Below are 25,269 nucleotides of genomic sequence, written 5' to 3' on the forward strand. Positions count from 1 at the left end.
CTTTTGGTTGATATCCCTTTACATACCTGCCCGGCAAAGGAGCTTCCGGAATGTGCCATTTCGGGATAGGGACCCTTCTCACCGCCATTGACTACATTTTTAGAAAAAGCAGCTTTTCCCGGCCTGAGCGCGATTATTTGCGTCTGAACCGGCGGCAAATCTCCATGCGACCGCCTTCCGACATATATATTGGTGGTAAGGGTGCCGATATGTTTAGCCCGAATTGATAGCTAGGAAGCGCGATTTTTCTGCTGCACAGTCTGACCGTCGCTGCAAACAGTGACCGATGGAAAGACAACCCTGGCCTTTGACGTGTGTTTGCAAACGCCGGTTCCTTTTCAAGACATAACGAAAGCAAAAAGACGAAGCCACCGCGCTCCCAACGGAGCGAGGAACGGATTTGTGCGCCTTAATACCGAGTAGCGCACAAGGGCTGAACGAGAAGAGCCCGGTTACGGGCCGATGCCAAGCCGCAGATGAGACGTACCGAGTGCATCTGCAGAACATCAATCTTTGTGCAACGCGGAGCAAGCGCGAAAAAATCCCGTTTTAGATGAGAGGGATTTCGAAAGCTGCTCCGAGCTTTTTCGGAGGAAATCGACATGGGTTACAATCCACAGCCTGCGGGCGACGACATCACCAAGATTGGCGCGCTTTCGGAGGGTTTCGCCAACACCTCGACCAATGACGCAAAGGTGGACGACAGCAACGTCGGCACCGCAAACGGTGAAAACCGCAACAACGACAACAGCGACAACAGCACCAATGTGGATGTTGACGCCAAAATCGACGTTGCAGTGGGCAACGGCGACAATCGCGACAACGACTATGACTGGAGCTATGACAGCAAGTCTTACAGCGACAACGATACGACCGTAAAGACGAGCACCGAAACCAGCACCGAAATCAAGACCGATTACGACTGGAGCTATGAAAGCAAGTCGTACAGCGACAACGACACCAACGTGAAGACGGTCACGGATACGGACACCAAGACCTTCTCCTATTCCGACGACGACACGACAACAACAACAACGACGACTTCCGACAGCTTCAACTCCGCTGACAGTTTCTACAAGTCGGATGACGACTTCGGCAACATCGCCGGCGTCAAGGATGTCGGCAATCTCGGCATCGCTGGCGGAGACCTCACCTTTAACCTCGGTGACGACTTCTCCTTCACACTTGATGTCGACAATATCCTCAACAGCTCGCTCAACGGCGAAGGCAACGACACGGGCTTCAGCCTTGTGCAGGCCAACCACCTGGCGGATCAGGATCAGGCCTGGGATGTCAGGATGGACAATGGTGGTGCCCAGAACCACCTGAGCGCGAATGCCGGCGACGCCTTTGGCGCAGAAGGCATGGACGGCAAGGGATGGGACCTCAAGGCTGGCGACGACGCTGCGGGTACCAGCACTGCAGATGCATCGGCTATCCTTGCAAACTCCGGCTTCCATCTGGAACTGGTGCAGGGCGCCAACATGCTCTCCAATGCCGTTGATGTCTCGGTCACAGGCGGTAACTCGCATGTTTCTGATACCGGCGAGGACAGCGGCTCCTGACGAGTACCTCTCTATGAAAAAAGCTGCACCGGCATTCGCCGGTGCAGTTTGCGGTTGAAGGACCGGGTTTGCGCGAAGACGAAGCACCGCCTCTTGGACGTGTGCCGCCCGCCGCCCAGGCTCTGCCGCGATGATCAGGGAGGGACCTGCAATGCAAATCGACAGAATTTCAGACATGATTGCGCATTTCATCGGCCTGTTCGACACGGTGATCGAGGAAGCGCGTCTAAGAAGCAACTATGCCGAAGGCACGGCACACGCGAACAAAGACCGGTTGTCGGATGATGACGCGGCAAGACTGCTAGACAAGACCTACGACTTGCAGCTTCAGGATTACGATCCCGGCGTTAAATATCGCGCCGGCTATTACGACTTCGACTATCTGCAACCGCATTTCGCTCGCATGGTCGAACACGACATGCAGCAGCTTGCAAATGCGATACCGGTCGATATGTCAGCCGCGCATTTCCGTTTTCCGGGCAGTGTCTCCTTTGAGCAAGAACGCGAACTGGTGGTGCACACCGGCCCTGGCTCGGTTATCGCGCATGTCACGCAGGTCAACATTCTTCAGGACGACGACTATCTGAACATGACGGACGGCCCAAATGTGGCGCGCGACACCAGTTTCGTGACCCAGCGCACCGTCGAGTTCCATAACGAAGCAGCCGTCTTCACGCCCTTTTCCGTTTTCCAGCGCACCGACAGCTACGACGCGTTGCAGGCGCTCGCCAAATCAGCACATGATTATATCGACCATGCGCGCGAAAATGACGTGACGTCCCTTGGAACCGGCGCGGAACAGGATTTCGTTCTCGCCGGCAATGACATCAACGGCCTCTACATCAATGGCTCCATGGCAAGCGAAAAGCCAATGCTCGACGACTTCATGCCGGATCGTGGCATTGCCAAGCCCGCTGAAGAGCCTGAAAAGAGCGATGTTTCGCTGCATGAGGATAGCCCCGCCGGAAACAGCCTCGATGTGGCTGCCGGCGCAAATGTCGTCGCCAACATAGCAACGCTGGTCAATACTGCCGTCATGGCCTCCGTCACCACCGTCATGGGCGATTATCACCAGATCGATGCAATCACCCAGGCCTATGTCTATAGCGACCGCGATGAGGTCGATTCCGTTTTCACGCAGTCCGAAGACCATGACGCAACCGCCGCCTACAATATTGCGACCTTCTCACGCAGTGTCTATCCGGGTGCAGAAAGCGCCGATAGCAGCCACGATAGTGGTGAACCGCCAATATTTCCCACTGCCTGGCGTGTCAGCGTCCTCGAGGGAGACGTGTCTTTCGTCCACTGGATCGAGCAGTACCAGTTCATCAGCGACAACGACACACTGACGGTTACCTCTTCGGGTGCCAGCGTCAGCTTGCTGAGCGGTGGCAACGCTGCCCTCAACATCGCCAATTTCCTCGGCATCGGCATGCAGTACGATCTGGTCATCGTCGGCGGCAATGTGCTGGACATGAACCTCATCAGCCAGATCGCCGTGCTTTACGACAATGACTGGATCCGCGCCAACCCCGACGCGCCTGAGGGCGCCACCGTTCAGTCCGGCAACAACCTGTTGTGGAACGACGCCAGCATCCACAATGTCGGTGGCAACGACCGTTTCGAAACCATGCCGGACTATATGGCGCAGACGGTGAAAGCGATTAACGAGCGTGATCCGAACATGCCGGACGCGCTTGCCCACGATGCCAATTTTGCGGGCTATCAGGGGATCAACGTCCTTTACATCACTGGCAATCTTTATGACGTCAGCATCATCAAACAGGTGAGCGTGCTGGGCGATTCCGACTATGTGACGCAGGCAGCCGCAAAGATTCTGGAAAACAACGAGAACGTCACGATCCATATCGATACCGGCAGCAACGCCGTCATCAATCTCGCGCAGATTATCGATTACGACAGCTTCGGTTCCACCACCTACGTCTCAGGCGGGCTTTATTCGGATGCTATCCTTATACAGGGCGGCATCATCGAAAATGATGCGTCGCAACCGGGTCACCAAGGCCAGCAGCTGGCAAACGAAGTGATCGCGTTTCTGCACGACGATCCCGCCACCATTCAGAATGAATCCGATGGCGTCATCAACGCCGGTCACGACATGTCGTGGTCGAGCGCGCATTCATCCGACGTCATGCAGGCGGTCACTGCATAGGTTTTGACAGGCGGGGAGAAACACCCGCCGCCAAAGCCGCAGAAACCGCGAGATCACCGAGGGGATTAATAAAAAAATGGATCATATTTCAAGAAAAACCATTACCGCCGGGCACTCGCTGGACTTGCCGCTGGATCAGGATGCGGAAGACAGCAAGCTGACTGATGCCTGCATTTCGGCCATAAACGAGGCCGTCGAAAACCTGCGTCACCTGTCCGGCGCGGAACCGACCGTGAAAGCAGCCTCGCCCTCCCCTGAGATCACACCGCCCCGGCCCCTTCCACAACATTCCCCATACGCCGAACAACCGCAAATGCGTGACGTTCCGCAGGAAAGGCCAGTGCCGCCGCAGCAAGACCGGCGCCCCGCCTCACCGCCGGAGCCGGAAGCAAAGGTGGACAATACCGAGCTGAAAAGCGCACCCGACCTGCCCTTCGTCAAGACCATCGACAATAATGACGGGCCTATCCGTGAAAACGAGCGCCGTCCGGTGACGGGCGGCGGCGGCAACGGCAAGGAGCCGACGGAGAATGGCGGCGGTGGCGGAGGCGGCGGCGGAAGCCAGAGCGGCTTCCACAAGCGCAGTGAACCCGTCAATTTCGCCGCCAGCCTCGCCAAGGGCATCGCCGCGATACGGCGCAACATGGCGATCGTGATGCTGTTCACCATCGCCATCAACGTTCTGCTGCTTGCCATCCCGCTCTATCTGTTTCAAATCTCGGACCGGGTCCTGACAAGCCGCTCCATGGATACACTCGTCATGCTGACGGTCGCCGTTCTCGGCGCGGTTCTGTTGCAAGCCTTCATGGACGCCATCCGGCGCTTCATCCTGATGCGCACCGCTGTCGAGCTTGAAGTGCAGCTTGGAGCGCCGATCCTGTCGGCAGCGGCCCGTGCCTCCCTGCATGGCAGCGGCAAGGACTACCAGATTCTGCAGGACCTGCAGCAGCTGCGTTCCTTCATTACCTCCGGCACCCTGATCGCCTTTCTCGATGCGCCGTTGATGCCCCTCTTCATCGTGGTGGTTTATCTTGTACATCCGCATCTCGGCATCATCATCATGGTCTGCTGCGCGGTGCTGTTCATCATAGCCTGGCTGAACCAGCGCTTCACCGCCAGACAGTTCGCGGAAGCCTCCGGTTATCTGAGCCGCGCCAATTTCCATCTCGATTCCATGTCGCGCAACTCGCAGATCATCAATGCCATGGCGATGATCCCAGAGGCCGTGAAGATGTGGGGTCGTGAAACAGCCGGATCACTGAAGTCGCATGTGGCGGCGCAGGATCGCAACATCATGTTCTCAGGTGTTTCCAAAGCAGCCCGCATGATCACGCAGGTCGCACTGCTGGGTTGGGGCGCGCATCTGTCTCTCGCAGGCGAACTGACCGGCGGCATGGTGATCGCAGCATCCATCATTTCCGGCCGCGCGCTGGCGCCCATCGAAGGCGCGATCGAGGGTTGGCATCAGTTCAACAAATCTGCAGCCTCCTATAGCCGTATCAAGCAGCTTCTCATCACCTCACCGCTCAATTTCCCGCGTCTGCGCCTGCCCAATCCGGAAGGGCGTCTGGATGTGGAACGTATCCTTTTCGTGCCGCCGCCGCAGAAGAAGGTGATCTTGAACGGCATTTCCTTTTCGCTGAAGAAAGGTGAATCCCTCGCCATCATCGGCAATTCCGGTTCCGGCAAGACGACGCTTGGCAAGATGCTGGTCGGCTCCATCCTTCCCACTTCCGGCAATGTCCGCCTTGACCTCATGGACCTGCGCAACTGGGACCAGCGGCAATTCGGTGAAAGCATCGGTTATCTGCCCCAGGACGTGCAGCTGTTTCCCGGCACCATCAAGGCCAATATCTGTCGCATGCGTGACGATGTTGAAGACCGGCAGATCTACGAGGCGGCTGTGCTCGCTGACGTACACGAGCTGATCGCCGGTTTCCCGCAGGGTTACGAAACCGTGGTTGCCGCCGATGGCGCACCGCTTTCGGGCGGCCAGAAGCAGCGCATCGCGCTTGCCCGCGCCTTCTTCGGTGATCCCAAATTCGTGGTTCTGGACGAACCAAACTCCAACCTTGATACGCAGGGCGAACAGGCGTTGGCAAAAGCCATTCTGCACGCCAAGAAACAGGGCATCACCACCGTCACCATCACCCAGCGACCCGCACTTCTTCAGTGCGTCGACAAGATAATGGTGCTGAAGGACGGATCGGTCGCCATGTTCGGCGAACGGATGGACGTACTGAAGGCTATTTCCGGCAATGGCCGGCAAAGTAGCCAGTCTCCGCAGATCGAGGGTTGAGGATCGTCATGTTCAAGAAAAAAACCGCCGTCGCCGTCGCAGAGGTAAAACCCCAGGGCCAGCTTGAGTGGTACAGCGAAGTGCCACGTTCCATTCGCCTCCACAGTTCAATCGGTCTTGCCGTGCTGCTCGCCTCCTTCGGCGGCTTCGGGTACTGGGCCGGCACCGCACCGCTCTCCGCCGCCATCATTGCCCAGGGCAGCTTTGTCGCCACAGGCAACAACAAGGTCGTGCAGCATCTGGAGGGCGGCATCATCAAGGAAATGATGGTCAGCGAAGGCGACACCGTCAAGGAAGGCGACGTGCTTCTGACGCTCGACAAGACGACGGCGCTCGCCAACGAGCGCATGTTCCAGCTGAGACGCCTTCGCCTCGAAACCATCGTCACGCGCCTGCGCGCCGAGGCGCAGGGCCAAAAAAGCTTCAAGGTGCCTGACATCGTCATGAAGGAAGCCAGCGATCCTGATATCAAATCCATCATCCAGAGCCAGAACATCGTGTTCCACAGCAAAATCGTGAAGCTCGACGAGCAACTGAATCTCATCGAAAAGAACATCAAGTCGCTGGAGTTTCGTTATGCAGGCTATGAGGGGCAGAAGCAGTCCTTCGACCGTCAACTGGCACTTCTGACCCAGGAGCGTGATTCCAAGGAAAGGCTTGCCAAGGACGGTGTCATCCGCAAGACCGACGTGCTGGCGCTGGAGCGCGCCATTGCCGATGCCATGGGCGATATCGCCCGACTGACCGGCGAGATGAACCAGAGCGAGGCTGAAATCGCCAAGTTCAAGCAGGAAGCGGTCATTGCCATCAACGCCAACAAGCAGGCTGCTCTCGACGCGCTCGAAACCGCAGAAGCCGATCTGGACAGCGTGCGCGAGCAAGTGCGCGGTGCCGCCGAAGTGCTGGAACGCACCGTCATCCGCTCCCCCGTCAACGGTACCGTGGTGCGCGCCTATTACCACACGGCAGGCGGCGTCATCACCACCGGCAAGCCAATCATGGAAATCCTGCCCGCCCACGTTCCCCTGATCCTTGAGGCGCAGGTTCTGAGAACCTCCATCGACCAGTTGCATGAAGGCCAGACGGCAGCGATCCGCCTTTCGGCACTGAACCGCCGCACCACGCCTGTTCTGAACGGTAAGGTCTTTTACGTCTCCGCCGATAGCATCGAGGAAAATGCAGGCCTGCAGGTTAAGGACGTCTATATCGTGCGCGTGCAGGTTTCAGACGAGGAGATCGCGAAGGTCCATAATTTCCATCCCGTTCCCGGCATGCCGGCGGATGTCCTGATCCAGACTTCGGAGCGAACCTTCTTCGAATATCTGACCAAGCCTATCTCCGAGAGCATGTCCCGAGCATTCAAGGAAAGATGAAGAAATACCGCTTTTCCAGGAAGGTTGGACGGCGGTTTTGCGTCTGGAAAATGCGGAACGCAGAAGGACCTACACTGTCAATCCCGTCCAGATCGGCATAGAATGCCAGTATATGTCTGGTGGGGCGGGAGAACAGCATGGCGGCAATGTCGGATATATTGCTGATGGTCGGCAGGCTGAATTACGTGTGGACCAACACCGAAAGCCTGATGATCTATCTGATCGTACATCTCCTGAAAGTGGAGAAGGAAGCGGCCATCGTCGTGTTTCTGACGCTCAACACCACGCGCGCGCGCATGGATCTCATCGAGCGTCTGGCAAAACTTCCCTCAACGCCAGCGCCGGATCGCAAGACCATTCTCTCCATCATGGCGCGGCTCAAGAAAGAATCGAAAACGCGCAACAAATACAATCATTGCATCTACTCCTTCGACGAAAAGGGCGAAATTGCCACCACTCAGCTCATGCGACTGGTGGAGGACGAAACCCAGGTCCGTTACGGCAAGGTAGAACGCATGGACGAGAAAGAAATCGAACACCTCGAAAAATCCATCGCCGACATCGTCTCTGTCAGCAAGGACATGTGGAGTTTCATCCACGCCAGCCCGCACGTCTCATCGGATTACCTCTAGGATCGGGCAGAGCGAATGCTCAGGCTCGCGTCTGTAACCGCACGCCAATCGCGGGATGAGTTTCGCTGTTCTGCGTGGCTTTCGCCGGAAGGCACAGTTTTCCGGCGGCGAAATACAGCAGGAACGAACCGATCTGGAATGGGAAGATGATATCGATCTCCACGAAGGAGCGGACGACGAACAGCGCGCAGATGGCAAAGAGAATGACGCCCTGCGGATCGCGCTGGCGCATCAGGACCGAGCGCAGATGGCCGAGCAGCGTTCCGTAAAGCACCATGCCGAGCAGAACCATGCCGACGATGCCATTCTCCACCACCGTCTCGATATAGGTGTTGTGAAAATGGAAGCCGCTGCGTCCGGTAATGAAGAAGTCGTTCCACAGGCGCTCGGCATCGGCAAAACCCACCACCCAGAACCCCTGGTAACCAACGCCGAGGATCGGTGTCTGCTTTGCCGCTTCGATGCCCTGCTGCCAGAGATAGGTGCGTCCTGTCAGTGTCGAATCCTTGCCGAAAAGGCCGAGAATGGCATCAAGCAAGCCGAACTGCAGGGACGCGACCACCAGCAATATGCCAATACCGCCGAGTGCGAAAAAGGTCATCTTGCGGTTGGCGGGTGAAAGCATGCCAATCGGGATGAAACCGATGATGAGGGCGACCACCGCCGCCGTGGTAATGGTGGATGTGGCCGATTGCGAAGCAATTAGGCTATAGGCCGATAGGAGCCCGGTGATGCCCGCGATCGGCAGCCAGATACCCCTTTGCTTGAGGATCAGCACGGATGAGACAGCGAAAATGACGCCGAGCGAGGCGTAAAAGCCAAGCTGGTTCTTCGATGAGAAAGCCCCGACAAAACTGTAGGTTCCATCAAGCGCATCGAAAAGGTGGACACCGAACAGCAGCGAATAGAGCAGAATGACGGTGATGCCGATCAACGCCCCACGCGTCAGCGTGCGGATGGACACCACCCGCATGGCGATAAGTGCACAGACGATATGCGTCATATACTGGATGGAAGCGCGCATTGTGACCGATGCTGCCTCCGACCAGAAGCTCGACAGCACGGTCAGGATGCCGAAGGCGAATATCCACAGATAGCGCGGATAGTTACCCAGCACGCGCCGGTAATTGACCACTACAAGGGGCAGCCACATGCCATAATAGGCCAGAATCGAGATTTGCCCGAAACGCGACGAATAGGCGAAAACGAAGAATGACAGCGCAATCGCCGCCATTCCGTAGACCTCATTGCGTTCGGGATCGATCAGTGCCGATTTGGCGATCCGCATGAAAACCTCACTGCATCAGGATTTCGGACGAGACCTTGATGACGTCGCCTGGCTGAAGCATGGCGTTTTCATCCACCTTCACTTCCTTCGGCTTGCCGTTTTCCTCACGCACCACGACGTAGCTGATTGTCGCGGATTTTCCCGACGGATCGAAACGGATCGCCTCAGCCGATTGTGCGAGCGCCTCCGACATCAATTCCCGGCTTGTACCCAGTTGCAGATTGAGCTTGTCGAGTTCCGCTTCCGTGTCCTGCAATTCCTTGGAGCGCTGTGCCACCCAGTCATTGCGCAGGTTGATTTCATCCTGGGTCGCCTTGTTGATATCCTGCTTGGCACGCAATGACTGCGTGTCGATATCAAGCAGTGCGGCTTCCACCTCCGCTGCACGTTCTTCCGCGGAAATACGCCGTTGCGATAGTGCAAGGCCCTGCTCGTTCAGCCGGTTGACGCGGTCTCGGTCCTCATTGGCAAGCTCGAGCTGACGGTTTTGCGTTTCCGATTTCTTTTTCAGCGATTCGACTTCGCTTTCCAGAAGCGCATGCAGATCCGTCAGTGCCTTGAGCTGCAAAGTGTAACGCTCGGTGCGCGATTTCATCAGCGCACTTTCGCTGGCGAGAAGCGCGTCGATCTCGGCAATCTTTTCCATCTCCGGCGTCTTGGCGATGACCGTGTCACCCTTGACCTCGGCGATCAACCGCGCCTGACGGGCAAGCAGCCTTGCGCGCTGGTTGTCGTAAACGGCTGCGTCGCCGCGGGCATTTATGAAGTCGCGGGCAAAACGCTGCCCGGCATCGGAGCGCCGCAACCCGCCGGCAAGGCTTACGGCCTTCAACACCGTGAGATTGGCAGCATAGGGATATTCGCCTGGCGTCTGTACATCTCCGCTGAGGAAGATCGGCCGGAACTGGGCAATTTCGACAGAAGCCGACGGCAGGTTGCGAAGGGCGAACTTGCTCTGAAGCTGGGCTCCAATCGCCTCACCGACCTCTGCGGACGTCTTCCCCGCCACATCCAGCTGGCCGATGAAGGGCAGCGACAGCGCGCCGGATGGGCCGACGGAATAATCGCCGTTGATGACATCCCAGTTGCGGATGCTGCCATCGGCCGGCTGCCATTCGGCAACGCGGATGCGCAGCTTGTCGGCGGTGCCAAGCTTGTATTGAGCGCCTTCCGCAGCCATTGCGGAAAGCGGCGCTCCAAATGCGACGGATGCGACAAGCAGAAGGGCGGAGAAAGTGCGTCCGGCGGTTCTTTTTGCAAGCGGACGGCTAGCGACGGCAATAGGACCGTTCATCGGGAAACTCCCTGTTTGCGGATCGCCGCGCGGGCGATCAGGCGATAGAGCAGCCGGACGGTGCCGGCTGCACAGCGCCGCAAAAAAGCGGCCATTATGATTTGCACCAATGACGCACCCAAAGACCGGACTTGGGATCCCGGTCAGGGTGCGTGGCAAAACAAAGATCGATAAAGCCAAACTCAATATCGGTTTTCAGTAGCTTCCGCGTGAAAGGCACACGGCGGGAATGGTCTTGACGATGATGAAGACGTCCTGTCGCATCGACCAGTTCTGCACATATTGCGTGTCGAAAGCCACGCGGGTCTTGTAGCTTACGTCATTGCGGCCGCTGATCTGCCAAAGGCCGGTCAGGCCCGGACGGGTGCTGAGGTAATAGGCGGCATCGCTTTCGTAGTAGCTCAGCTCCTCGTCGACGACGGGGCGCGGGCCAACGACGCTCATTTCGCCGCGGATGATGTTGAGAAGCTGCGGCAGCTCATCAAGGCTGAGCTTTCGCAGCACGGCACCAACTGCGGTTACGCGCGGATCATTCTTGAGTTTGCGGGTCGCACGCCATTCCTCGGCAGCCTCCGGATTGGCGGCAAGATATTGCCGCAACATTTCATCACCGTTCATCGCCATCGTCCTGAATTTCAGGCAATGGAAATAGCGGCCATTATGTCCCACACGCCGGTGCCCATAAAAGATCGGGCCGGGATCGGACAATTTCACCAGTGCGGCGATCAACAGAAAAATCGGGCTGAAGATGAGCAGCGCAAGCAGGGCCGATGTCATATCGAAGCTGCGTTTTGCGATGCCCCCGATAGGGAAACTGACATCGAAGTCTTCGGAACTGCTGAGTGTCTGTTCAGCCGATTGGGTCGCGGACTTCATAGAGAGAACTCCATTTATGTTTTGCGATTGGTCGGTGCCCGGAGGCGTGTCTTTCCGTCTAAAAGAGATAACAAGTCTGTGTTCTGAATTTGATGCTAATGGATTTTTTGTAAGGCACATTGCCCCTGACCGTCTATGCGATTTCTTGCGAGAGCGGCCGATCAACGTCAGGGCAATATTAACGGTTGCATAAAAAAGCAACAAATGTGCCGGCGGCCATGTGTTGAGAGCATGGGTGCCGCTCCCGCATGTATTGCGTTTTCGACAACAGATAGTCTTTTCTTATATGTTTCTTGTGACTTAATCAGGTGAGACAGGAACGCCAAGAACAGCCATGCGTCAGGAAGAATATTAAATTTTTTTGCAGCGCAGCAAGATTGTGGCAATGCATATAAAATTTGACATATTAACCGGGATTTTTTTGCCGGCACGCCAACTTCGCCAAGAAAAAGCGATGGAAAAATTGCAAAAGCGGCGCAAAAGCGGCAAAATAATGGCAGGAACCCGTATCAAAGTTCGGTCGGCTCGTAGAAAATCTCTCCGGCTGGACCATATTATCTCCGGCTGCAACGGTCCGACCACCATTCCGGCGTGACTTTACGCGAAAGCCATAGAATCAGAAGGTGGGTGGTGTGCAGGCGCTGATGACCTCGCACGGCACTGGACCAACGCAACGGAAGCGGTGCGGCCTGCGGCTTTCGAAATAATAGGCATCCCCCGGACCGAGAACCCGCCGCTCCTCGTCGACCGTCACCTCCAGACGCCCGGAGAGGATGATACCACCCTCTTCTCCATCGTGGACCAGTGGCACCTTGCCGGTATCGGCACCCGGCTGGTAACATTCCTTCAAGATTTGCAGGCTGCGGCCGAAAACATTTTCGCCCACCTGCCGGAAGGATATCGGTCCTTTGCCGATTTCGACAAGTTCATCCGCGCGGTAAAATGCCTTGCGGCTGGTCTCCGGCTCGTAGGCGAAAAATTCGGCAAGGCCGATCGGTATACCGTCGAGAATGCGCTTCAGCGCGCCGACGGACGGGTTGGAGGTGTTGGATTCGATCAAGGAAATCGTCGAATTGGTAACGCCAGCACGTCTTGCCAGTTCACGCTGGGAAATATTGTGACGCAGCCGCAAATGGCGCAAACGCCCGCCTATATCCACCGACATGCGTGATCCCCCGTTGCCGTTGTTCGAAATATCGAAAACTACCTTTCCCGCCTATAACATTTTCAATGGCTTGGCCACAGCGAGAAAAGGGCTTGTTCAGCCCGGAAAATAGCTTTCAATCACCGGCACCGAACAGGAGAACCGTTATGGACAACCCCAACCGATCCAACTCCACCTCACTCGACAGCTACTGGATGCCATTTACCGCCAACCGGCAGTTCAAGGCCAATCCCCGCCTGCTGACGAGCGCGGAGGGCATGTATTACACCAGCAATGACGGTCGTCAGGTTCTCGACGGTACAGCTGGCCTGTGGTGCGTCAATGTCGGCCATGGCCGCCACCAGATTGCATCCGCCGTCAAACACCAGCTTTCGACCATGGATTATGCGCCCTCGTTTCAGATGGGCCATCCCGTCGCCTTCGAATTCGCCGAGCGGCTGGCGGAAATCGCGCCTGGCCCGGAAGGCGCGAAGCTCGACCGCGTGTTCTACACCGGCTCGGGTTCTGAATCAGTCGATACGGCGCTGAAGATTGCGATCGCCTATCAGCGCGCCATCGGTCAGGGCACCCGCAGCCGTCTGATCGGCCGTGAGCGCGGTTATCACGGCGTCGGTTTCGGCGGCATCTCCGTTGGCGGCCTTGTCAACAACCGCCGTGTTTTTCCGCAAATCCCGGCCGACCACCTGCGTCATACCCACGATTTGGCGAAAAACAGCTTCGTAAAGGGCCAGCCCGAGCATGGTGCCGAACTGGCAGACGATCTGGAACGGCTGGTTGCTCTGCATGGGGCCGAAACAATCGCGGCCTGTATCGTTGAACCGGTTGCCGGCTCCACCGGCGTGCTGGTGCCGCCGAAGGGTTATCTGGAGCGCCTGCGGGCCATCTGCGACAAGCACGGCATTCTGTTGATCTTCGATGAGGTTATCACCGGTTTCGGCCGTATGGGCTCGTCCTTTGCCAGCAACTACTTCGGCGTGACGCCTGACATCGTTACCACCGCCAAGGGGCTGACCAACGGCGCAATCCCGATGGGTGCGGTTTTTACCAGCCGCAAGGTGCACGATGCGTTGATGCATGGGCCTGACAACCAGATAGAGCTGTTCCACGGCTATACCTATTCCGGACATCCGGTTGCCTGCGCCGCCGGCATCGCCACGCTCAACATCTACCGCGACGAAGGGCTCTTTACCCGCGCGGCAGAAATGCAGGATGTCTGGCACGACGCCATCCATTCGCTGAAGGGCCTGCCCAATGTCATCGACATCCGCACCATCGGCTTCATCGCCGGCATCGAGCTGCAATCGCGTGATGGAGCTATCGGCGCACGCGCCTATGACGTTTTCGTGGATTGCTTCGAGCGCGGTCTGCTCATTCGCGTCACGGGCGATATCATTGCCCTTTCGCCGCCGCTTATCGCCGAAAAATCCCATTTCGACGATATCGTCTCGATCTTGGGCGACGCGCTGAAAAGAGCGGATTAAAAGTATAAATCTCTAATAAATAAAAGGCTGCAATTTCTATTGCAGCCTTTTTTTTGCATTTATCAAGACCGCAACAAAAATAGATCATTTCTTAAGCATATTCTATTAATTTCCCATAGTATAACCAACCGAGCGGGAATGGCCTCATGGCGTCGATTCAGAAAAAAATCATATTGGCAAGCATTGCGATCTTTTCCATCACCGGAAGCGCGGCGGGGGTCGGTATCTGGGCGACGAATACGCTCAATCGCAATAGTACGGATGTATCGCGGTCCGCCGAGATACTTCACAATCATATGCGAGCCGACATGATGCACGATGCGCTGCGCTCAGACGTGCTGGCAGCCATTCTTTCCACGAATGATACGATGGGCCTGTCGTTCGACGCGGTAAAGGCCGAGCTTGACGAACATGAAGCCACTTTCCTTGAAGCATTGAAGCTAAACAAGGCGCTTACCGAAGGTACGAACGCCAAAGCCGTTATCGAGAGCGTTGAAAAACCGCTTCAGTCCTATCTTGAAAGCGCCAAAACGGTGGTTGGCCTCGTCAACGCCGATCCGGGCGCGGCGACAAAAATGATTCCGGACTTCATGCGCCAGTTCACCACTCTCGAAACCGCGATGGAAACGGCGAGCGAACAGATCGAAGCGCTTTCCGAAGCAACTGTCGCGGAAAGCCAGGAGACGAAGGCGGTAATCGAGCTCGTATTAGAAGGGCTGCTGGTTCTGGCGACGCTCTTCTGCGTAGGCCTCTTTATCATCACCCGCAAAACGGTAACGGGTCCAATCCTGCGCCTGTCGAAGACGATGGAAATCCTTGCCAACGGCGACACGTCACAACCTCCTTCCGGCATGGACCGGAAGGATGAGATCGGCTCCATGTCCGGCGCGGTCGAAATATTCCGGCAGGCGGCGATTGCCAATCGGGCGCTCGAAGAACAGGCCGCAGCAGCCAGACTGCAGGCAGAAGCCGATCAGGCGGCCGCGCGACAGCAAGCGGAGGACGATGCGTCTGAGCGGCTGCGCATCGCCACTTCCGGTCTTGCGACAGGACTGAAACGGCTGGCATCGGGCGATCTGGCCTTTCAGCTCGATCAGCCCTTTGCCCCTCAATTCGAGGCCTTGCGACACGATTTCAACAGCTCAGTGCGTCAACTCGGCGAAACGCTGTTCGCCATTTCCGATGGCATCAGCACGATTGACGGCAGCAGCCGGGAAATCGCCGCAGGTGCCGGCGATCTTTCCCGCCGCACGGAAAATCAGGCAGCGTCTCTGGAACAGACCGCAGCAGCGCTCGATGAAATCACGGTCAATGTTTCAAACGCCAACAAGCGTGCCGCCGAAGCGCGGCTCGCCGCCACCGATGCCAACCACAGCGCACTGAAATCTGTGGAGGTTGTCAGCCATGCGGAAGAGGCGATGCGCCGCATCGAAACCTCGTCCCGGCAGATCACCGGCATCGTCGGCGCCATAGACGAGATCGCCTTCCAGACAAATCTTCTGGCGTTGAATGCAGGCGTGGAAGCCGCACGCGCCGGTGAAGCCGGCAAGGGATTTGCGGTAGTGGCGCAGGAAGTGCGCGATCTCGCCCAGCGCGCAGCAAAGGCCGCAAGCGAAATCCGCGATCATATCCGGCAATCCTCGACGGAAGTGGAAAGCGGCGTGAAACTGGTTCTCGACACCGGCACGGCGCTGAAGGAGATTGGCGAGCGTATCGCCGGCATCGATCGCCATATGAACGCCATCGCCACATCGGCGACCGAACAATCGACCGGTCTTGCCGAAATCAACGCGGCGGTAAACTCCATGGATCATGCCACCCAGCAAAATGCGGCCATGGTGGAGCAGTCCACCGCGGCTTCTGCAATGCTCGCCGCCGAAACGGCAAAGCTGCGCTCGCTTGTATCGCGGTTCCGTCTGGAAATGGAAAGTGCCGGTAGCCGCGACGTTACCCGTCGCGTGGCCTGAGGTCGCTGCCGCAGATCGCGCCGGCAGCAGCATTATCGAAGCGCTGTGATTGCGCCTTCATTCATTCGCCATTTCCAGCCGCCCTCTCAGGCGGCTGGAAATTTTGTATATCAATAGGTCTGCATTGGTTGCGACAGGCCGTCGCCGACCACGCCGCCGCCATACTGCGCCACGGGCACGCCCGCCTGCCCGATAGGAACACCCTGCTGTGCCGGCCCGAGCGCCGTCACCACAATCGGCGTACCATCAGGCACACGGTTATAGAGGTCGACAATATCCTGGTTCAGCAGACGCACGCAGCCGGAGGAAACCGACTTGCCGATCGTCCACCATTCCGGCGAGCCGTGCAGACGGTAGATCGTGTCCTTGCCGTCCTTGAAGATATAAAGTGCACGCGCACCGAGCGGGTTCTTGAGGCCCGGCTCCATGCCGCCATTGCGGCCGCTATAGGGTTCCAGCTCAGGCTGGCGGGCAATCATCTCGTCGGGCGGCGTCCAGCGCGGCCATTGACGCTTGTACTGGATAACGCCGCGTCCGGCCCATTCGAAGCCCGCGCGGCCGAGACCGACGCCGTAACGCATGGCCTGATTGTTCTCGTAGGTGAGATAAAGGAAATGGTTGGCGGTATCGACCACAATGATACCGGGACGCTCACCGGTGGGGTTTTCCACCATTTGCCGCAGGAACTGGCGCGGGATCCGCTTGTAGGGAATTTCCGGCAACGGAAACTGCTCGTCGGGCTTCGGACCGTACATCAAGGCATACATCGGGTCGTCGGCGGGGGCTGGTGGCCGTGTGGCCTCACGCGCGGTGGTGTTACAGCCTGCAAGGCCGGCCAGCGCCAATCCGCCCGCTCCAAGCAGGAAACCTCGCCGGGTCGTTGTCGTGTCGTTCAATTGAAAAACCTCATCTGCGTCATCTTGCGCTGGCAAAGGGATCTGCCAGCGCCGCCTCGGGGCGGCTTATAGGGTACTTCGTGCCGGAGACCTGCGATGCCATGGCCTTTGCGCCACTGGATTTCAGGATGGCACGGAAGCTTGGGTGCATGCCGCCGTCTACATACGCGCTGACCGGGGCAGAAGTTCCCTCGTTCATCGCGGCGGCAAATTTCTGTTGCTCTTCGGCCATTTTCGACGCCACCAAGGGGTCCGGCTGGTTTATCGCAGGTGGGCAGGCCGCCAGCGGATCGGCAGGCTCACCGCCGGCAAATTCGCTGTTAAAAACGTATCGCCGGCCGCAAACGGAAACCTTTGGCTGGCGGCGCGTTACCTCGAAATAGTCATAGCCTTCCTTGAGCGTCTTCCAGAAGGGCATATTGGGATCGTCCCGATTCGCCACCATGTTTCGGGCGCTCATGCGGAAGGGATAGGCCTGAACCTGAAAGCGGTCCTGCCCGCCCTGCAGCGCGCGCGCCACGACCGCATAAATCTCGCCGACCTGTTGATCGGTCATCGCGTAACAGCCCGACGAAGAACAGGCGCCATGCACCATCAACGCTTCGCCGGTGTAACCAAGCGCCGATTCCAGCCGGTTGGGATAGCCGAGATTGAAGGAGACGTAATATTGCGAATTGGGGTTCAGCATGCCTGCGGAGACATGATAAAATCCTTCCGGCGCCTGCCGGTCGCCCGTCTTCGTCTTCGGGCCAAGTTTTCCGGACCAGCGGCACATGGGATAGGTCTTGAGCAGCGCATAATTACCGGTCTTGTCGATCTTCCAGACCTCAAGCTCGCTTTCCTGCTTGAAAATGCGAACGAGAACCGGGCTTTCCGGGCGCATGCTCTTGGCAGACATCTGCGCCATCATCTTGGATGACAGCTTCGGCGGGTCCTTTTTGACGCTGTCGAGACCCATGGAGGTGCACGCGGCGAGACCGCTGCCGATCGCGACGACCGCAGCTATTCTCATTCCCGCTTTTACCCTGCGCCGCAGCCCCGCACTTGCGAAGTTCAGCAATGCATTCATACCCATGGATCGTTCTGCCCGCCCGATTTGCCCGCCTTTGTGGCAGAGGCTTAACTAGCGAAGGTGGCCATATGGCGGCAACCTCCCGCAAGGACAAAGTCTCGTGAACAGACGTTACCCATTCGTTAATCATACGCACACAAGCCTGTGATGGAACTGCCGCTACCGAAGAAGCCCCTGCCCGCCATCGATCCATACCGGCGTTCCGGTGATATGGCGCGACTGGTCCGATGCCAGAAAACCGATCAATGCAGCAACATCCTCGCTCGTCCCTGCAACCCCGCCGGTGACCGGAATGTCACCCGCCGGGAAGCGGACTGGCACTTCGGTCCTGTCGCGCCCGCGTATGTCGGTATTTTCGTCAATCGCCGTTTCAATTTCGCCCGGACACACCGCGTTGACACGGATGCGATGACGCCCGAGCTCCAGCGCCAGTTGCTGGGCCATGGCAAGCTGCCCGGCCTTCGTCACCGAATAGGCGGTAGCGCCCGGCGAGTTGAAAGTGCGTGTGCCGTTGATGGAAGAGACGATGATGATGGAGCCGCCACCTGCCGCCTTCAGATGCGGCACACTGGCATGGATAGTGAGATAGGTGCCTCGCAGGTTGATGCGGATCGTATCGTCCCACTCCGAAGGCGTCAGCTCGTCAATCGGCGCCCAGACGCCGTTGACGCCCGCATTGGCCACCACGACATCCAGACGGCCGAAAGCATCCGCAAGCTCTGCAACGGAGTGTCGCATCACTGCCTCCTCCGCGACATCGGCGACGAGGACCTTAGAAGCGCCGGATAAGGCGGAAATCTCATTTTTCACCGCCTGCAATTCAGCTTCGGTACGGCCGAGAAGGCCTACGGAAAAGCCTTCCGCAGCCAGATGAAGGGCAGCAGCCCGGCCAATGCCGGAGCCAGCGCCGGTTACGAGGGCGACTTTACCAGTGGCCAAGGTCACAGCCCTCCTTTTCTAGACGCGATCGAGGTGACCGTTGCCGAGACGGGGTCGCTCGCCGGAAAACTGTCTTCCAGCCCCTCTTCCAGTTCCTCTTCAAGAATGTCACGATCCTTCGATGTGCGGGCGCTCGCCTGACCGTGCGGGACTTCATCCTGCGCCGTGCCGAGAGCTGAAAACTGCGACGGCGCATCGGCGCCTTGACGCGTTCCGAATGCCGTCAGCTGAACCATCACCGCGCTCGCGCGTTTGATGGCCTCCGCATCGTCAATGCCATCAAGACCGTCGGCAAGGCGGACCGAGACCTGATCGCCGTCGCTGCCGACAAATTCCACGGAAATCACTCCGTTATCCCGTTTTACATAGGTCGTAGAAAGTTGCATGACATGCCCTCCGATTTGAAAAAGCATCGGCGTAATCCGATGCGACAACACACTGAAACCTGAATTCACAACGATGGCAGAGCAGAAGGGGTTCCAGATGGATCAGGCCTTGGGCCCGGAAATGCAGGAGCGCTTCTTTCAGCGCGATCCCGTTGACGTTGCCCGCGCCCTCATCGGCGTGGAATTCCGCGTTGGCAATACCGGCGGCATCATCGTGGAAACCGAAGCCTATCATCCTGATGATCCGGCATCCCATAGTTTCAATGGGCAGACCCCACGTACCAAGGCGATGTTCGGCCCGGCTGGCCATCTCTATGTCTACCGGTCCTATGGCATTCACTGGTGCGCAAACTTCGTATGCGCTCCGGGCTCCGCCGTGCTTCTGCGTGCCATCGAACCCCTCACCGGCATAGACATGATGAAACTGCGACGAGGAACTGACAAACTGAAACTGTTATGTTCCGGCCCCGGCAGGCTTTGTCAGGCCTTGGCCATTACCGGAGAAATGGACGGAGCAGCGCTGGACCGCCCGCCGTTTTTCCTCCGTCTGCCAAAGGAGGCCGCCGCCGTTACCAGCGGCAGACGCATCGGCATAAGCCGCGCGCAGGATTATCCGTGGCGGTTTGGTCTTGAAGGCTCGGCCTTCCTCAGCAAGAAATTCGAACAGGCCTGAAACCTACAAGACCTTGGGCGGTCCGTCGTTTTCATCTGGATTGGGGTTTGGCGCCTCGTCCGGCAGCCTGTCGGGCTCCGGCTCTTTGACCGGCGGTATATCCGGCTGTGGCGGCACCGGCATTGGCGGGTCTGGATAGGGTTCAACGGGAACAGTTGGCATTGCAGCTCCTGGATATAAGCGCTTTCGTCCAATGCGGAATTGAAATGCGCTTTCATCTGCTGGGACAACGCGGGCGCGCCGCCCCTCCTCAGGCGGCGCAAGACCGAATTCGCCCATCGGTCAAATGCCGGTCAGGTCCCTTCGGTTTCATTGCGCCGCCCTGCGGATTGTACAGGGCAAACGCAGGGAAACGCCGGTCAGTTCCGTTTTTTTTGGGAAGCTGTTGCGAGGGCTCAGGCGAAACCGAGCGAGCTGCGGGAAATATCGCGGTTTTCGCAATAGTCGCGGGAGTGGGCCTCATGGCCGTGTTCGCGAGCGGTGGAACGGGTCAGTTCCGGGCTGGGTACGTTGAGCAGCGCATCGGCATAGGTACCGGTTGCCTCCACATCATCGATCACAGTCTGTTGTTGCGGCTTTAAAAATTCAAACATCGGTCACCTCCTTCAACACGTCCCCTCAACGCGCTGGCCCAGGTCCTGTTCCAAAAGGCCTGTGCAGCTTCGATTATACACGAGATGACGCTGCCGTATAGGCGATGAAAGACGAACGGCAATCAATTGACGTTCACAAAATGGAATGGAATCAGTGAGCTATGGCGACGAGGTCAGGCTGGACCGACCGATTCCCGCAAGATCAGTTCGACCGGCCACAATTCCTGAACCTCGCGGACGGGACGGCCGCCGACGATCTGCAGAAGCAGGTCCGTAACCCGCATGCCGGCCATGCGCATGGGCGAGCGGGTGGTGGAAAGCGGCGGCATCATGCTTTCCGGAGTGAGGTAAGGAAACACGTCGTCATGGGCGATGACGGACACGTCCTTGCCGATCACCAGTCCCAGTTGGGTTGCCGCGCGATAGACGCCCTGCGCCGTCATCATCGCGCCGGCGACGAAGGCGGTCGGGCGCGGCGTCTGCTCCAGCAGCGAGCGGGCGAAACGGAAGGCGGCATCTTCGCTGAAATGCTCGCTCATCATGAGGCGCGGATCAGCCGTGATGCCATGGGTCGCGAGCGCATCACGAAAACCCTGTTCGCGGTCCTGCACAAAGGTACGGCCTGTCGGGCCGTTGATCATTGCGATGCGACGGTGGCCACGTTCCAGAAAATGGATTGTCGGACGATACGTCACATCATGATTGTCGATATCGAGCCAGGCGTGCTCGAACGCCGTCTTCGAGCGGCCATGCACGATGAAAGGCACGCCCAGCCGATTGAGCAGCGCGATGCGCTCGTCCTCCGGACGCGGCGAATGCACGATTATGCCATCCACCCGTCCGCTCGAGGCCAGCCGGCTGAAAATCGCAAGCTCTTCCTCAATGTTATTGTCGACGGTGACGCTGACGAGAATGTCGGTCTCTTCGCCTTCCAGCCGCGTCGCCATGCCGCCCATGAATTCCGAAAAGAAATGCCCGCCGCCCGAACGGCCCATCACGACACCGATGGCGCCAGCCCTGCCTGTTGCCAGCCTGACCGCGTTGGCATTGGGACGGTAGCCGTATTTCAGCGCAGCATCCATCACCCGCTGGCGTGTTTCTTCACGCACCTCGGGATAGCCGCCAAGCGCGCGGCTGACGGTGGTGGGCGACAGCCCGACCTTTTCTGCGAATTCCTTGAGCTTCATGTTTTCTGCCAATTTGCTCCTGCATGCGTCGCCGCCGCAGATTTTTCAAGCGGACAAAAATTGAAATCGCTTTCAATTTATTCCCATCTGAAACCTTACAGTTCGCCGTTTCGAAAGGCAAACCCTCCGTGGCAACACCCGAAGATGCCCAATTTCCACGCCATAAGAAAGAGTATTGACAGATTTGTCGGCTTTTGCGAACTTCACACCAGTCAAAAGCGCTTTCAATTTTGAGGATGATTGGAAGCGTCAACGGAGGAGTTTGACAATGAATATTTCCATGAAGACTTTGTTGCTGTGTGGCAGCGTGCTGTCTGCGGCAGTTTCCGCGCAGGCGGCCGAACTTTCCATCGCCGCCAACTCGACCGGCAAGAACATTGCATTTTTCAAGGAGCGGATCGCCGCCTTCGAAAAAGAGACCGGCCACAAGGTCAATCTCGTCACCATGCCGTCATCGTCCAGTGAGCAGTTCAGCCAGTACAGGCTATGGCTTGCCGCGGGCAACAAGGATGTCGACGTCTACCAGACGGACGTGATCTGGGCGCCGCAGCTCTCCGACCAATTCGTGGATCTGACCGAAGCAACCAAGGACGTCATTGGCGATCATTTCCCCTCCATCGTGGCGTCACAGACCGTGGACGGCAAGCTCGTCGCCATGCCGATGTTCACCGATGCACCCGCTCTGTTCTACCGCAAGGACCTTCTGGAAAAATACGGCAAGCAGCCGCCGAAAACCTGGAAGGAACTGGGCGAGACCGCCAAGGAAATTCAGGACAAGGAACGCGAAGACGGGCAGAAGGACCTCTGGGGCTTCGTCTTCCAGGGCAGCGCCTATGAAGGTCTGACCTGCAACGCGCTGGAATGGATTGCATCCGCCGGTGGCGGTCATATCGTTGAGACCAACGGCGACATCTCCATCAACAACGAGAAAGCCGCAGCCGCGATCGAAGCCGCCAAGGGCTGGGTCGGCACCATCGCGCCGCAGGGCGTGCTTGCCTACAAGGAAGAGGAAGCACGCGGCGTCTGGCAGACCGGCAATTCTGTCTTCATGCGCAACTGGCCCTATGCATATGCGCTTGGAAACGGTGCCGACAGCGCCATCAAGGGCAAATTCGGCGTCACGCCGTTGCCGGCCGGTGAAGAGGGTGCGGCACCCGCCTCAACGCTCGGCGGCTGGAACCTCGCCGTTTCGAAATATTCCGACGATCAGGAAGCTGCCATCCAGCTCGTGAAGTTCCTCGCATCGAAGGATACCCAGAAGATGCGTGCGATCCAGCTTTCCAACATGCCCACGATCGCCTCGCTTTACGACGACAAGGATGTCGCGGACGCACAGCCTTTCATGCCGACATGGAAGCCGATTTTCCAGACCGCCGTTCCACGCCCCTCTGCCTCGGCGAAGGTGAAATACAACGAGGTTTCGGCCAAATTCTGGGGTGCCGTGCACAACACGCTCTCCGGCAACGGCACGGCGGCGGAAAACCTTGAGCTCCTTGAAGTCGAATTGACCGATCTCAAAGGCAACGGCTGGTAATCCGGCCCGTGTGGGAAGCGGTCTCGCCTGAGCGTTTCCCACACCCCAACTGCGAGATATCCCCATGAACGATACCGCCCTTCAAAGACCGGCCGCGGCATCCGGCACAGGCTCCGACCTTCAGTCGGAACGCCTGAAATCCGCATGGCTGTTCCTTGCCCCCACGTTTCTGGTACTTGCGATGGTGGCCGGCTGGCCGCTGGTACGCACCGTCTGGTTCAGCCTCACCGACGCGTCGCTGACCAATCTTGACGGCGCACAATTCGTTGGCTTCAAGAACTACCTCACCTGGATCACGCTCAGCAGCGGCCGCACCATCTATCGCGGCCTGTTGGCTGATCCCGCCTGGTGGGGCGCGGTTCTGAACACGCTGAAATTCACCATCCTTTCGGTCAGCTTCGAAACCGTTCTCGGCCTTATCGTTGCGCTGGTGCTGAACGCGGAATTCAAGGGACGCGGTCTCGTGCGCGCCGCCATCCTCGTTCCATGGGCCATTCCCACCATCGTTTCGGCGCAGATGTGGGCGTGGATGCTGAACGACCAGTTCGGTATCTTGAACGACCTGTTCCTCAATCTCGGGCTGATCTCCCACAAGATCGCATGGACCGCCAATCCGGACACCGCAATGGTCGCCGTTCTTATTGTCGATATCTGGAAGACGACGCCCTTCATGGCGTTGCTCATTCTCGCCGGCCTGCAAATGGTGCCGAAAGACATGTATGAGGCGGCGAAGGTGGACGGTATCCACCCCGTCAAGGTGTTCTTCCGCGTCACCCTGCCAATGATCCGGCCAGCGCTCATGGTTGCCGTCATCTTCCGTATGCTGGATGCGATGCGCGTCTTCGACCTCATCTACATTCTGACGCCGAATAACGCCCAGACCCGCACGATGTCGGTGCTGGCGCGTGAGAACCTGTTCGATTTCGACAAGTTCGCCTATGGCGCAGCCGCTTCCACCATGCTGTTCCTCATCATCGCCTCGATAACAGTCGTTTATATGTGGCTCGGGCGCGTCAACACAGATGGAGCTTCGCGATGACCCTGCCAAGCATCCTGAAAACCACCGCCTTTTATGCGCTGGTCGCCGTCATCATGGTGATTTCGGTATTCCCGTTCTATTACGCGATACTGACCAGCCTGAAATCCGGCTCAGCGCTGTTCCAGGTGAACTACTGGCCGCGTGAATTCTCGCTGACCAATTACAACTTCGTCATCGGCAACGGCACGTTCCTGCGCAATCTCGGCAATTCGCTGTTCGTTGCATCTTCAGTCGTCGTACTGTCGCTGTTCCTTGCGGTAACGGCGTCCTATGCCCTGGCCCGTGTCCGTTTCCGGGGCCGCTCGCTGCTTCTGCTCACCATCCTCTCGGTCTCGATGTTTCCACAGATCGCCGTTCTCGCCGGCCTGTTCGAACTCATCCGCTGGGCTGGCATCTTCAACACGCCGCTCGCGCTGATCTTTTCCTACATGATCTTCACTCTGCCCTTCACTGTCTGGGTGCTGACGACATTCATGCGCGACCTGCCGATCGAAATCGAGGAAGCGGCAATCGTCGATGGCGCAACGCCATGGGTCATCATCACCCAGGTCTTCATGCCGCTGATGTGGCCGGCGCTCGTCACCACAGGGCTCCTCGCCTTCATTGCGGCGTGGAACGAGTTCCTCTTCGCGCTCACCTTCACCTCATCGAACGAACAGCGCACGGTGCCCGTCGCCATCGCACTTCTTTCGGGCGGTTCGCAGTTTGAAATCCCCTGGGGAACGATCATGGCGGCCTCCGTCATCGTCACCGCCCCGCTCGTCGTCCTCGTTCTTATCTTCCAGCGACGCATCATTTCCGGCCTCACCGCCGGCGGCGTCAAAGGCTAGGAGAAAA

At 58.0% G+C, this 25,269-nt stretch carries 23 protein-coding genes; 12 read left to right on the forward strand and 11 right to left on the reverse strand.

What is annotated here, in order from left to right:
• The first annotated feature begins 602 nt into the window (after positions 1–602).
• From G6L97_RS16050 to G6L97_RS16070, 5 genes are all read left to right on the forward strand, one after another.
• On the forward strand, positions 603–1,565 hold the full coding sequence (locus G6L97_RS16050; protein WP_035199459.1) for a hypothetical protein: 963 nt from the start codon (positions 603–605) through the stop codon (positions 1,563–1,565).
• A gap of 151 nt (positions 1,566–1,716) precedes the next feature.
• On the forward strand, positions 1,717–3,738 hold the full coding sequence (locus G6L97_RS16055; RefSeq protein WP_174003413.1) for a hypothetical protein: 2,022 nt from the start codon (positions 1,717–1,719) through the stop codon (positions 3,736–3,738).
• Between the two features lie 76 nt (positions 3,739–3,814).
• Positions 3,815–6,037, forward strand: coding sequence for a type I secretion system permease/ATPase (locus G6L97_RS16060; protein WP_013761577.1), 2,223 nt, complete (start codon positions 3,815–3,817; stop codon positions 6,035–6,037).
• Positions 6,038–6,045: 8 nt separating this feature from the next.
• Entirely contained in the window at positions 6,046–7,410 is a 1,365-nt protein-coding gene (locus G6L97_RS16065) for an HlyD family type I secretion periplasmic adaptor subunit (protein WP_174003416.1), read from the forward strand.
• Positions 7,411–7,547: 137 nt separating this feature from the next.
• Positions 7,548–8,042, forward strand: a complete 495-nt coding sequence (locus G6L97_RS16070) for a hypothetical protein (RefSeq protein WP_003510901.1) — start codon at positions 7,548–7,550, stop codon at positions 8,040–8,042.
• A gap of 19 nt (positions 8,043–8,061) precedes the next feature.
• On the opposite strand, the gene G6L97_RS16075 is transcribed toward G6L97_RS16070, so the two are convergent.
• The 3 genes from G6L97_RS16075 to G6L97_RS16085 all read right to left on the reverse strand — a co-directional run bounded on the left by G6L97_RS16075 (position 8,062) and on the right by G6L97_RS16085 (position 11,500).
• Entirely contained in the window at positions 8,062–9,330 is a 1,269-nt protein-coding gene (locus tag G6L97_RS16075; protein ID WP_003510903.1) for an O-antigen ligase family protein, read from the reverse strand.
• A 7-nt stretch (positions 9,331–9,337) separates the two neighbouring features.
• Positions 9,338–10,624: a polysaccharide biosynthesis/export family protein gene (locus G6L97_RS16080; RefSeq protein WP_013761580.1), complete on the reverse strand. Its 1,287-nt coding sequence runs from the start codon at positions 10,622–10,624 to the stop codon at positions 9,338–9,340.
• Between the two features lie 195 nt (positions 10,625–10,819).
• Positions 10,820–11,500 carry a sugar transferase gene (locus G6L97_RS16085; RefSeq protein WP_003510909.1) on the reverse strand — a complete coding sequence of 227 codons (681 nt, stop codon included), beginning with the start codon at positions 11,498–11,500 and terminating at the stop codon, positions 10,820–10,822.
• Positions 11,501–11,885: 385 nt separating this feature from the next.
• Here G6L97_RS16085 and G6L97_RS16090 point away from each other — a divergent pair, with 385 nt between their 5' ends.
• On the forward strand, positions 11,886–12,095 hold the full coding sequence (locus G6L97_RS16090) for a hypothetical protein (protein ID WP_141680512.1): 210 nt from the start codon (positions 11,886–11,888) through the stop codon (positions 12,093–12,095).
• A 21-nt stretch (positions 12,096–12,116) separates the two neighbouring features.
• On the opposite strand, the gene G6L97_RS16095 is transcribed toward G6L97_RS16090, so the two are convergent.
• Positions 12,117–12,665, reverse strand: a complete 549-nt coding sequence (locus G6L97_RS16095) for a cupin domain-containing protein (protein ID WP_003510910.1) — start codon at positions 12,663–12,665, stop codon at positions 12,117–12,119.
• Between the two features lie 146 nt (positions 12,666–12,811).
• On the opposite strand from G6L97_RS16095, the gene G6L97_RS16100 reads away from it, so the two are divergent.
• Positions 12,812–14,146 (forward strand): aspartate aminotransferase family protein, encoded by a 1,335-nt coding sequence (locus G6L97_RS16100; protein WP_003510911.1) that lies wholly within the window; start codon positions 12,812–12,814, stop codon positions 14,144–14,146.
• Positions 14,147–14,292: 146 nt separating this feature from the next.
• Positions 14,293–16,113: a methyl-accepting chemotaxis protein gene (locus tag G6L97_RS16105; protein ID WP_174003420.1), complete on the forward strand. Its 1,821-nt coding sequence runs from the start codon at positions 14,293–14,295 to the stop codon at positions 16,111–16,113.
• 110 nt (positions 16,114–16,223) lie between these two features.
• Here G6L97_RS16105 and G6L97_RS16110 read toward each other — a convergent pair whose 3' ends face one another.
• The 4 genes from G6L97_RS16110 to G6L97_RS16125 all read right to left on the reverse strand — a co-directional run bounded on the left by G6L97_RS16110 (position 16,224) and on the right by G6L97_RS16125 (position 19,406).
• Complete coding sequence (locus G6L97_RS16110; RefSeq protein ID WP_025595664.1) at positions 16,224–17,009, reverse strand: L,D-transpeptidase; 786 nt, start codon at positions 17,007–17,009, stop codon at positions 16,224–16,226.
• Positions 17,010–17,028: 19 nt separating this feature from the next.
• Positions 17,029–18,084: a L,D-transpeptidase family protein gene (locus G6L97_RS16115; RefSeq protein ID WP_013761584.1), complete on the reverse strand. Its 1,056-nt coding sequence runs from the start codon at positions 18,082–18,084 to the stop codon at positions 17,029–17,031.
• 156 nt (positions 18,085–18,240) lie between these two features.
• Positions 18,241–19,026, reverse strand: a complete 786-nt coding sequence (locus G6L97_RS16120; RefSeq protein ID WP_174003423.1) for an SDR family oxidoreductase — start codon at positions 19,024–19,026, stop codon at positions 18,241–18,243.
• Positions 19,023–19,406 (reverse strand): hypothetical protein, encoded by a 384-nt coding sequence (locus G6L97_RS16125; RefSeq protein WP_019564682.1) that lies wholly within the window; start codon positions 19,404–19,406, stop codon positions 19,023–19,025. The genes G6L97_RS16120 and G6L97_RS16125 overlap by 4 nt, the downstream gene beginning before the upstream one ends.
• 97 nt (positions 19,407–19,503) lie before the next feature.
• On the opposite strand from G6L97_RS16125, the gene G6L97_RS16130 reads away from it, so the two are divergent.
• Positions 19,504–20,079, forward strand: coding sequence for a DNA-3-methyladenine glycosylase (locus tag G6L97_RS16130; protein ID WP_111789852.1), 576 nt, complete (start codon positions 19,504–19,506; stop codon positions 20,077–20,079).
• A 3-nt stretch (positions 20,080–20,082) separates the two neighbouring features.
• Here G6L97_RS16130 and G6L97_RS16135 read toward each other — a convergent pair whose 3' ends face one another.
• The 3 genes from G6L97_RS16135 to G6L97_RS16145 form a co-directional block, all read right to left on the reverse strand.
• Entirely contained in the window at positions 20,083–20,241 is a 159-nt protein-coding gene (locus G6L97_RS16135) for a hypothetical protein (protein WP_035251458.1), read from the reverse strand.
• A 233-nt stretch (positions 20,242–20,474) separates the two neighbouring features.
• Positions 20,475–20,672, reverse strand: a complete 198-nt coding sequence (locus G6L97_RS16140; RefSeq protein ID WP_003510923.1) for a hypothetical protein — start codon at positions 20,670–20,672, stop codon at positions 20,475–20,477.
• Positions 20,673–20,845: 173 nt separating this feature from the next.
• Entirely contained in the window at positions 20,846–21,859 is a 1,014-nt protein-coding gene (locus tag G6L97_RS16145; RefSeq protein ID WP_174003426.1) for a substrate-binding domain-containing protein, read from the reverse strand.
• A gap of 268 nt (positions 21,860–22,127) precedes the next feature.
• On the opposite strand from G6L97_RS16145, the gene G6L97_RS16150 reads away from it, so the two are divergent.
• From G6L97_RS16150 to G6L97_RS16160, 3 genes are all read left to right on the forward strand, one after another.
• Positions 22,128–23,393 (forward strand): ABC transporter substrate-binding protein, encoded by a 1,266-nt coding sequence (locus G6L97_RS16150; RefSeq protein WP_111789780.1) that lies wholly within the window; start codon positions 22,128–22,130, stop codon positions 23,391–23,393.
• Between the two features lie 64 nt (positions 23,394–23,457).
• Positions 23,458–24,432, forward strand: a complete 975-nt coding sequence (locus G6L97_RS16155) for a carbohydrate ABC transporter permease (RefSeq protein ID WP_003510926.1) — start codon at positions 23,458–23,460, stop codon at positions 24,430–24,432.
• The gene (locus G6L97_RS16160) at positions 24,429–25,262 is read left to right on the forward strand and encodes a carbohydrate ABC transporter permease (protein ID WP_003510927.1); all 834 of its coding nucleotides are present in this window, start codon (positions 24,429–24,431) and stop codon (positions 25,260–25,262) included. The genes G6L97_RS16155 and G6L97_RS16160 overlap by 4 nt, the downstream gene beginning before the upstream one ends.
• The last annotated feature ends 7 nt before the right edge of the window (positions 25,263–25,269 follow it).

This window comes from Agrobacterium tumefaciens (assembly GCF_013318015.2).
Lineage (GTDB): Bacteria > Pseudomonadota > Alphaproteobacteria > Rhizobiales > Rhizobiaceae > Agrobacterium > Agrobacterium tumefaciens.